Origin of the sequence: Mesorhizobium metallidurans STM 2683, from assembly GCF_000350085.1 — a bacterium.
In the GTDB taxonomy this organism is placed as follows: domain Bacteria; phylum Pseudomonadota; class Alphaproteobacteria; order Rhizobiales; family Rhizobiaceae; genus Mesorhizobium; species Mesorhizobium metallidurans.
Genome location: NZ_CAUM01000154.1, coordinates 1 through 9,000, shown reverse-complemented (window position 1 = coordinate 9,000; position 9,000 = coordinate 1). Strand labels below are relative to the sequence as shown.

Here is a 9,000-nt window from a genome sequence, read left to right as displayed (position 1 = left end):
GCAAAGCGCTCGGAGGGTGGTTGAAGGCCTGACCACCGAGGCGAACCGGGTCCGTGGCGACTCGCAGTCATGGCGTGATTTCAGAAATGGCGCCGCGGCGTTCCATACGTCCTGCCTTGACGGGGGTAGGGCCGGGTCGCGTTGCAGTCACCATGTTTCTCGCGGTCCCAACCAGCCGCAAAAGCGCACGCTTTGGGTTCGATTCCAGCCACACCGCCTTGATCGAACGGATGCCGTTCCTATCGTCGATGGGTTTCCAAACTGTAGCGTCAATGGCGACTGTCCTGGCAAAACCCTCGCCTGCAAGAGTCACGCCTTGGCCGAGTTGCACCTTAAGGATGACAGTCGCTTCGCTGGCGCGGCATATCTGGACAGTGGGGCCACCATTCGCAGCGATATGCTCCAGCAAACCCAGATCCTGCGGCGATGCGCCTGAAACCAGCAGGCGCGTATCTGCAAGATCTACCCATGTGACCGCAGGCCTTTCCGCAAGCGGATGGGAACAGGGCAGGAGAACGAACAAGCGCTCGTGCGCAAATATCTCGCTACGGCATAGGGCGGCGTTCTCAAGCCCATGCGTGAAGACGATGTCGAGGCGCCGGCGGCGTATAGCCGCCAGGCACTGTTCGACTGGAACGTCTTCGATCGCGACGCATATGTCCGGATGCAAACGGCCAAAACGATCGATTAGACGTGCCACGAACGTGCCCCCCCTCTGGGCGCATAGTCCTATCCTGACCGTTCTGGCATCCTGATGACCGCGACTACTTCCGGCCAGGGCATCGCGCAAGCCTTCATAATGGGCGCGGACAAGATCGACCCAGGCCCGGCCCGCCTCGGTCAGCCGAACGCCATGGACGTCCCGGTCAAACAACTGCATGTCCAGCAATTGCTCAAGAGCAACAATGTTGCGGCTGACACAGGATTCCCTCACTCTGAGAACTCTTGCAGCCTGCCTGAGGCTGCCATGGTCGACGGCTGCGAAGACATGGTCCAAACGGCGGAGCGTGTTGTTGACCTGTCCCAAGGCTTAAGCGCCTATTCCTGCGCGGCGGCGCGGCTCACCGGCAGGGTCGGATACAGGCTGGCTTCGTAGACGTACTCGTGCGGAATGGCTGGCGTGGCCATCTGGGAGAGATACCGGTTCAGGTTTTCCTCGCTATTGCTCGCAGCGAGGCTACAGAAATTTCCGCTGTTCCACGTCAGGGAGCAGTAGCTGAAATGCGCGCGTATCGCGTCAGCCATCTGCGCCAAAGTCACCTCATTGCCAAACATCGTATCCAGAACGAGCGATTGCTTCTTCTCGATTTCGTCTGGGGGAAAATAGCGCGCCTTAAAGCCGAAATCCTTCTGGTATTCGCGACGCCTATAGTCCGGCTCCTCGGCAGCCCGGAACTTCTCGACGAAGACGAAGATTCCGTCCTGCTTGAGGTGCTGGATCACGAACTCGATCTGGCTTGCTCTGTTTGGCGAGTACATCTGGAAGGTCGTATCTTCCAGAATGATATCGAAGCCGTGGGCGAAATTTGCCAGTCGCGGATCCGAACCCAGGACGTCCTTGGTCAACTTATGGAAGGGACCGATGAAGAAGTCGGCGTGCGGCGGTTCGCCATAGGCCATGAAGCTCGTGTAATTCTCCGCGTTTGGACTGCACGACAGTGTGCGTATCTGTCCCTCGGACAGTTCCGACAACGTTCTCGCCATCGTGCCTTCCGCCGTTCCAAGGCTGTATAGCGAAAGCGGAGCGTCACGATGATGGGCATATTTCAGCACCGCGTAGGCCATCCGGCACTCTTCCTCCAGTCTGTAGGGAATGCTGCCGTGGTAGTGCTGGTCGAAAAAACCTTGTCTTGCCGCATGCAGGCTGACCAGGCCGCGCAGCAATTCATCGCTCGGCAGAAGGCGGGCATCGGCGACGGGCTTGCGCATTGGCATCCCGCTCTTTCCGGCCGCGGTCGCCGCGAAAAAGCCGGCTAGCCCGTTGATCCGTGGGCCATGGTCGCACTCAGCCAGAAAGTCGTCGAGTCCACGCATCGCAGTATGCCTCCAGCACCGTTCCATTGGTGAGATGCCGATACGTCGATGGCGGGAAATTCCACTAAGATAAGAGTGGTCTAATATTTCGCCCGGCTCAAGTATTGGCTGAGCCAATTGGTAGGGCCGCCGGATACAGACGGCTTTCACTCGCTTGCCATTTTTTCGCTAAAGTCACATCTTCTAGCAATCCAGAGTTATTTGCGTGTTGTTCAGCAACCATTGGTTCGCCACATCACGCAACGACTGGCCACTCGCCAGTAAGGAGACTGTGGATACGTGAATACTCTTGCCCTCGACCCGACCGAGAACCGCCGTTCACGCCACCAATCGCTTGCCCACAAATATGAGAATTGGGGGAGCGTGCGGGCGGACATAGTCAAAAGAACCGGGCTTGAGCGCCAGGAGACAAGAATCCTCCAGCCAAACCATGTGTTCTTGATGAACCTGAAGGGCACGGCGAGCCGCGGAGAAGACATTGTGGACGGGCGCCGGATTGCCTTTTTGCCGCGCCGGGCCGGCTCGATAATCTTCGTGCCCGCCGGCAGTGATTGGAATGGGTGGGACGAGGGGGACGCTACCGCTTCCTACCTACTGGTCTCGATTGAAAAAGGGTTCGCCGACGACGTGTTTGCGGGAAGTCGCAATCGCGCGGCAGTGCTGCCGCCTTCAATCGGATTTCGGGACACCACTGTAGAGTCGGCGTTGCAGAGGATTGTCTTGGAGCTCAAGCAGCCTGACCCCATCAGCGCAACGATGGTGGAGTGCCAGGCCACGCAATTGCTCGGGCAAATGTTCAGGTTGAACGGCGTCCATCAGGAACCGGCAAAAGGCGGTTTGTCATCGTTCGATCTCAAGCGAGCGGTGGGAATGATCGAGGCCTTGTCGGAGGGCAGGCCTACGCTCGCCGATTTGGCAAAAGAGATTGGAGTTAGCCGGTTCCATTTCTGGAGGGCCTTCAAGCAGTCGACAGGCATGACACCGCACGCATTCATTGCGCAGCGCCGATTGGAGCACTCCGCGGATATGCTGCGTTCGACAAATTTGTCGGCGACGGAGATCGCGATGGAATGTGGTTTCGGCAGCTCGAGCCATTTCACGACCGCCTTCAAGCGGGCCTTCGGCGCGGCCCCCACGGAATTTCGTCGTAAGTGCAGAATCTAGGCCGCCGCTTGTCGGTTCTCAGCAAGTATCGGAAAACCCCAGCATCACAGTAAAGCAGGCTTGGCGGAAGAAGGTATCCATCGGCGGTCAGCCCGGATACGCCGCTCATGTCAAACCTGGTTCGAATTCATCATGGCAAAGGACGGGCCAACCGGTCCAATCCCTGCCTCGGATTCCTGGCCAGCACGCTTTCGGCGGCTGTTGCCCGAAACGGCTACTACATCGCATCCGCCTGGATTCTCGTCGAGCGAGGGTACGGAACTGCCGGCGTGGCGACGTTCCTTGCGATCGCAAGCATTGTCGAATTCATCGCGAGCCCTCTGGCCGGCGTGGCGGCCGATCGATTTGACAGGCGACGCTTGAACGTTGCGGCGGACCTCAGCCGCTTCGTCGTTATGCTGGCTACCGCTTGCGCGCTCCTCTACATGGACGTGTTTCTGATTATCTGTCTGTCAGCAGCCCTCTTTTCGTTTTGCGACCGTGTCGCGCTTACGAGCTCTCAATCAATGATCCCCGAGATAGCTGACGGCCGCGATCTTGTAGCCTCGAATTCCGCCGTCTTCTTCGTCATGCAGTTCGGCAACCTCGGCGCAGCTCTGCTTGCAGGGCCTTTGCTGCATGAGCGCTCCCCAGTCCTGCCATTCACCGTTCTTGCTGCCTTCTTCCTGTTTTCAGCGGGCTGTCTTGCCTTGATGCGGCTGGAACCGGTTTCGCGCGATGTCCCCATCGCCAAAATATCTGCGGCACAAATTGATCTGAGCCTGCGTCGTCTCATCGTCGTCTACGCGCTTCTCTATACAAGCGCTGTGCTTGTCAGCGTCATGGGATCGAGCTTCGTCTTGCAGGAGCAGAAGGGTACTGCCGTGGATTTCGGCTACCTCGAGGCTGCATGGTCGGCGGGCTCACTGATCGGCGCGGTCTCTCTATGCCGGATTGAAAGAACGATGAGCACTCATGCGCTGCATCTCATGCTTTTGGGCTTAACGGCGCTGGTACTCATGGCGCTGGCATATCTGCGCATGCCCTGGACAGTGAACCTTTTTGCCGCGCTCGGATTTCTATACAATCTTGGACGTGTCAGCGTTGAAGTCACATTGCAGTCGCATGTATCCGTTTATCTATTGGGCCGGGCAAAAGGCATAATGCATAGTGTGGCCGTGGTGCTCGGGTTACTCGTCTTCGGCATCGCCGCCGCTGTAGGAGATCGAGCATTTCCTTCGATGATTTTCTTCAGCTTCGGAGTGGTGCTCCTCATCAGTATTTTGTGTTTGAGCGTCGGTGCCGGTCAGCCACAAGAAAAAGGTGAATCGTGAGGTGGAAGAGCTAGCAGCAGGTGCCGATGCGAAACAGGCAGTCCTGGGGTCGCTGGAGGCGCTCTACCCCTGGATGAAACCTTATCATTCCCGGCCGATCCGCGATTATGCGTTTCGCCTGTTTACGGCGCCGGCTTCGGGTCCCATGACAGAAATCCGGCTCCGAGCCTTCACCAAACTACTCGACATCATCAGGAAGGCAGCGACACGAAACGGGTTGTCTGCCGATACCGCCTCAGAAATCTGCAGGGATTTCGAAAAGCACCGTGTGATGCAGACAGGCCCTCACTTGTTTCTCCTCATGGAGCCGGAAGCCTATTACACGCACATCTTCAGCCTCCTTGGTCTCTCGGCGCATGGCTGTTCGACCTATGTTTCCTACGCCGTTTCGACGGTGAATCTCGTTGAAAAGCCGCGCAAGGGACCAGGCTGGCTCACCGTTGACGGGAAGCCGGTCAACGTCTTTGGCCTAAGCCGAAGCCGGATGATCGGATACAGCCTGCTAGCCGGGCCGGGACCCTATAGGTTCGAGTTGTTACCGACGGAGCCAAGCACTGGCGGAGACGCGCTCACGCTGCTCCGTAGCCTTCTGCCCCAGACGCAATTCGAACGGCCGGCGCACGCCATCAAGGCAGCCAATCTCATTCTTTGGCCAAAAATGTTCGGAGGCCGCTTTGCCTTCCTGCAGATCGACGACGAGGATGTTGCCGACCTGGTGGCCGACCATCTGTCGGACGAAAATTCCTGGCTACGCCGGAGACTGCTGGAAGACCCGAAGTTCGCTCCCAACATCCTTGCCGGCCTCGACAGGCTGGCGTCCGGCCCCTGGAGTGGCTGGCTCGCGCGCGGTACTGATTTCTTCTGGTTCTATGAAAATGGCAAACGCCTTCCGCTGCGTCTGATCGCCGGAGAACTCATCGATCCTGCGACCGGTATGAAGGTGGCGTGCTTCACAGCCCCCGACATCCTCGAGCGGCTAGCAAACCGCAGCCTTGTCCCGAATCTCCTGCTGATGTTTCTGGTTTTGTCGATCCTGCCCGGCGTGCGCGCGCTTGGAGGCAGCTATCAGCCGATCTACTATCCCCTGATGCGCTATGTCGTCTGCCGGGCGCTTGAGACCGCAGGCGTTGATGGAGATCTTCGGCAGGCTCTCGCAACCGACGACGTACCGGGTGCTTGGGGACATCGGGTAATTGAGTGTGATGATGATCCGCTCGAGCTGTTCCTAAATGGCAGGAACGGCGGGATGAGTGATCTTGTCGACCGTTTGGGCGACATTTCCTTCGCCGAGGCATGTGGAAGCATGAAAGGCTTCGTGTCGGACCCGTCGTGGCATGAACTTCACAGCCGTCTGCGGCAGGGGTTGGTCACGCCGGCCGATGCGGAATGGACCCTTTCCTGAAATGTGTTATGCGCTTCCAGCAACTGGCATGGGTACGCCGGATTGCGAATGGCTGCTTCACGACTGACTCGCCTTAAAGTCAATCCAGACCCGAACTCAAGTCCGCTGAGCCAGGACAGGCTGAGAAGGAAAACAGCAGAAATCGACCTCGTTGACGAGATAGGCCACGCGAGATGACGGGCAGCGGGATGTCCCGCAAAGGTTCAACCACCACGACTAAAGATCCACCTTGTTGAAAGCCGTCAGAAACAGGCTATGGTACCGACACAAGCGATGGCATTGGAACGACTTGACCGGCACCATTTTGAAGCGATCGGCGGGTTGCAAATTCTGCGACGAATTGCTTCATCCCGGGTCGTGTGCGGTCCCCACGGGCGAACATGAACGAAGTCGATCCAGACGATGACGCGGCTGATCTCTTTTCGACTCCGTCAGATGTCGCACTTCTCCAACTACTACTGGCCGACCTGCACGATGACCTCGCAGGCCGACTCGGCCGGTATCACTATTTGATCGATCACGGACGCACATTGGGGAGTGGCGGAACGCTTCTATTTGGAGGAACCGTAGCTCATACGGCGTTGATCGAGGCCCGGTCGTCATTCGTCCATGGCAATTTTGCCGCGACCATTTTACTTTGCCAATCGCTTGCGGAAAATACTCTGGCTGGGTTTCTGCATGTGGCAGGAGAAGACCTACCACCGAAGGTGGGATTTCATGAAACGCTGAAGCGATGCTCAGCGATGCGTTTTCTCTCGTCGGGAGAGATTACCGATCTCAAGAGATTGGCGGATCTCCGCAACCCGCTGTCTCACTTCCGGAACGTAAACGACCCCGCCAGTTTGGTGAGACGTTCCGTCGTTGTTGGAGAACTCGCCGAAGATGTTCTTGCCCAAGATGCACATTTTGCCATCGCAACCACCATTCGGCTCATGTCGAAGGCACCGTTTCGAGTCGGATAAAATGGTGCGGCGACTCGCCAAAAAGGGCAGCGCGAGAAGGACTATCTTCTCAGAAAGCACATCGCGCAACGCGCTTCGATCGTACGTGCTTGGCACGCGCGATTCCGGGCGTGCGTCGCGACAGAGGATCTTGGTGGCCGATCAAGGCGAAAACCTCTCGGCTTTGTCCTGCGCGACATCAATGTCAGCGAAAATGGCCTTCGCTCGCCCTGAATTCAGCAGCTTCGCGGTGTCCTGGCATCGATTGGGTTGTTCGCCCAGCCGCGATTTGCCTCCAGTCTACCGGTTCTTGATCTGACGTCCGCGCAATAAGCGGAAGCGGCACAGAAAAAATTTGTCTTTCTTCGTCCAAATATGTCGTTGAACGGCAGATATATAACGTCGAACAAGATTGGCGTTGACTCTGCAGGTAACGTCGCCCGCACGGCAAGAGGACGAGGATGTCGAAACAGAATGAACTGTTAACGCTACACGGCCAGCTTTTGGCAGGTGATTCCCGCGCCGCCTCGAAGATCGTTGAGCTGGTCATTGCTCCGCTGGTCGCCATCGTCAAGCGCGACATAGTTGGGCTCCACGACCATCAGGATGCCGAAGAGGCCTGCTTCGACGCGTTGTTCAAATATCTGGCGGCTCCAATGGATTATAATCCGCAGCGCGCTGAATTTTCGACGTACATCGCCGCCATAGCCAAGGGCAAGGCTATGACCCTTCGCCGCTCGCAGGCTCGCCGTACAAAGTATGAAGGCACGTTCGCGGCGAGTGACAATTCCTTGGTTGATCCGTCAGCAGCCGTCGATGATGAGGATTCAATGATCCAGCAGATCGACTGGGAGCGATTTGGCGACCAATTGGTAAAGGATCCTGGGGACGCAGTTATCGTGAACCTCATGAAGATGGGTGCGAGTTCGGTGCCCGTGGTCGCTCAAGCTCTCGGCTTAGCTGCCGACGAAGCTGGACTAGAGGAAGCGGGAAGACGTTTGGAGCGTATCCGCGGCAGAGCTCGCCGCATTGGGGAGGGGCGAAGGCTTGATTAATATGGAGATTACAATGGAGCGAAATTCACCAGAGACTGAACGTCTGGGTCGTGCGATGGCCCAAGCGGCGCGTGATCGATCCGATTTCGTCGGTAGCGCTTTGGCGATTTGGGAACGTGCCAATCCAGGGCGCTCGGCCGCCGCCGAGTTGCGTTGTGATGAGAACCAGCTGTGGCGGCTCGCAGTAACACCGCGGCCGGAAGGCGCTGCAATGCCCAAGGCTGCAATGGAGTTAGCCAACTCGTTGGGCGTAAATCCACTAGCCCTCGTCAATATCTTACGTTTTGCTGAAAGCGCGAAGGCCTTTGCGAATGCCAATGACGACGGCGAAATGCTGATGGCCGCGCTCGACGTGGACGAGGGAAAACAGGATGCCGATTGATGGCGTTTGACGCCGCCGCAGTTGCAGCGCGAATTACTGCCGGAGCCGACAAAGTCGGCTCCGGCTTTCCGCGTGATCTCGCCGCAAGCGCACCGCTGACTTTGCCTGTGTCGATCATTGTCCGCGCTGACCTTACCACTGCGGACGTCGCGCAAACGCTGTCTGCCGCGACCGGTCGCGCAACCGCTTCCCTACGGAAACGACGACTGCGCGGCTGCTTGGTTGCCCACCGAGGCTTCGGAATTATTTTTCTCGACGAAGATGATGCAGCGCTCCTACGGTTCGCTCTCGCGCATGAACTGGCCCATTTTGCGGGTCATTATTTAACACGGCGCGAACTCGCGATCGCTCGCCTTGGCCCGGCGATCATCGACGTGCTCGATGGCCTTCGAGCGCCGACGGCACCGGAACGGCTAGCGGGCATTTTGTCCGGATGCCCGCTCGGCGCGTTCGCAGACGTCATGGAGCGGGACGACGGTATCCCACTGACAGCCGCCGCGGAAGTCATGGAATATGAAGCCGACGAAGCTGCGTTCCTTGCCCTCGCCCCCATAGGCATTGTCATTGCCCGAACGCTCGCTCGAAGTGGGCGCATAGATCGGGCAGCGGCCGCGGCTTGCTTGATAGAAACTTTTGGACTGTCAGCAGGTGACGCTGATCGTCACGCACCGCGTATTGTGAACGCCGCAGCCCGCAGTCGCCCCTCCTT

9 protein-coding genes are annotated in these 9,000 nt (G+C 57.9%); 7 read left to right on the top strand and 2 right to left on the bottom strand.

Annotation, left to right across the window (positions count from 1 at the left end; all coding sequences use genetic code 11):
* Nucleotides 1-67: 67 nt before the first annotated feature.
* Both MESS2_RS27865 and MESS2_RS27860 read right to left on the bottom strand, forming a co-directional pair.
* Nucleotides 68-1,027: a LysR family transcriptional regulator gene (locus tag MESS2_RS27865; RefSeq protein ID WP_008877950.1), complete on the bottom strand. Its 960-nt coding sequence runs from the start codon at nucleotides 1,025-1,027 to the stop codon at nucleotides 68-70.
* 11 nt (nucleotides 1,028-1,038) lie between these two features.
* A complete protein-coding gene (locus MESS2_RS27860) occupies nucleotides 1,039-2,034 on the bottom strand; it encodes a class I SAM-dependent methyltransferase (RefSeq protein WP_008877949.1) in 996 nt (331 codons plus the stop codon).
* Between the two features lie 279 nt (nucleotides 2,035-2,313).
* Here MESS2_RS27860 and MESS2_RS27855 point away from each other — a divergent pair, with 279 nt between their 5' ends.
* The 7 genes from MESS2_RS27855 to MESS2_RS30345 form a co-directional block, all read left to right on the top strand.
* Complete coding sequence (locus tag MESS2_RS27855; RefSeq protein ID WP_008877947.1) at nucleotides 2,314-3,198, top strand: helix-turn-helix transcriptional regulator; 885 nt, start codon at nucleotides 2,314-2,316, stop codon at nucleotides 3,196-3,198.
* A gap of 107 nt (nucleotides 3,199-3,305) precedes the next feature.
* Complete coding sequence (locus MESS2_RS27850; protein WP_008877946.1) at nucleotides 3,306-4,511, top strand: MFS transporter; 1,206 nt, start codon at nucleotides 3,306-3,308, stop codon at nucleotides 4,509-4,511.
* Nucleotides 4,477-5,913: a hypothetical protein gene (locus MESS2_RS27845; protein WP_008877945.1), complete on the top strand. Its 1,437-nt coding sequence runs from the start codon at nucleotides 4,477-4,479 to the stop codon at nucleotides 5,911-5,913. The genes MESS2_RS27850 and MESS2_RS27845 overlap by 35 nt, the downstream gene beginning before the upstream one ends.
* Nucleotides 5,914-6,293: 380 nt before the next feature.
* Nucleotides 6,294-6,875, top strand: a complete 582-nt coding sequence (locus MESS2_RS27840) for a hypothetical protein (protein ID WP_008877944.1) — start codon at nucleotides 6,294-6,296, stop codon at nucleotides 6,873-6,875.
* Between the two features lie 440 nt (nucleotides 6,876-7,315).
* On the top strand, nucleotides 7,316-7,909 hold the full coding sequence (locus tag MESS2_RS27835; RefSeq protein WP_008877943.1) for a sigma factor: 594 nt from the start codon (nucleotides 7,316-7,318) through the stop codon (nucleotides 7,907-7,909).
* A 13-nt stretch (nucleotides 7,910-7,922) separates the two neighbouring features.
* Nucleotides 7,923-8,291, top strand: a complete 369-nt coding sequence (locus MESS2_RS27830; RefSeq protein WP_157357870.1) for a hypothetical protein — start codon at nucleotides 7,923-7,925, stop codon at nucleotides 8,289-8,291.
* On the top strand, nucleotides 8,291-9,000 hold a 710-nt coding region (locus MESS2_RS30345; RefSeq protein ID WP_051069177.1), incomplete at its 3' end, for a hypothetical protein. The genes MESS2_RS27830 and MESS2_RS30345, both read left to right, overlap by 1 nt.

What these genes read in the sequence shown, in the direction of transcription:
- MESS2_RS27860 (WP_008877949.1), bottom strand. Translation starts at nt 2,034, where the DNA reads ATGCGTGGACTCGACGACTTTCTGGCTGAGTGCGACCATGGCCCACGG.
- MESS2_RS27850 (WP_008877946.1), top strand. Translation starts at nt 3,306, where the DNA reads ATGTCAAACCTGGTTCGAATTCATCATGGCAAAGGACGGGCCAACCGG.
- MESS2_RS27840 (WP_008877944.1), top strand. Translation starts at nt 6,294, where the DNA reads ATGAACGAAGTCGATCCAGACGATGACGCGGCTGATCTCTTTTCGACT.
- MESS2_RS27835 (WP_008877943.1), top strand. Translation starts at nt 7,316, where the DNA reads ATGTCGAAACAGAATGAACTGTTAACGCTACACGGCCAGCTTTTGGCA.
- MESS2_RS27830 (WP_157357870.1), top strand. Translation starts at nt 7,923, where the DNA reads ATGGAGCGAAATTCACCAGAGACTGAACGTCTGGGTCGTGCGATGGCC.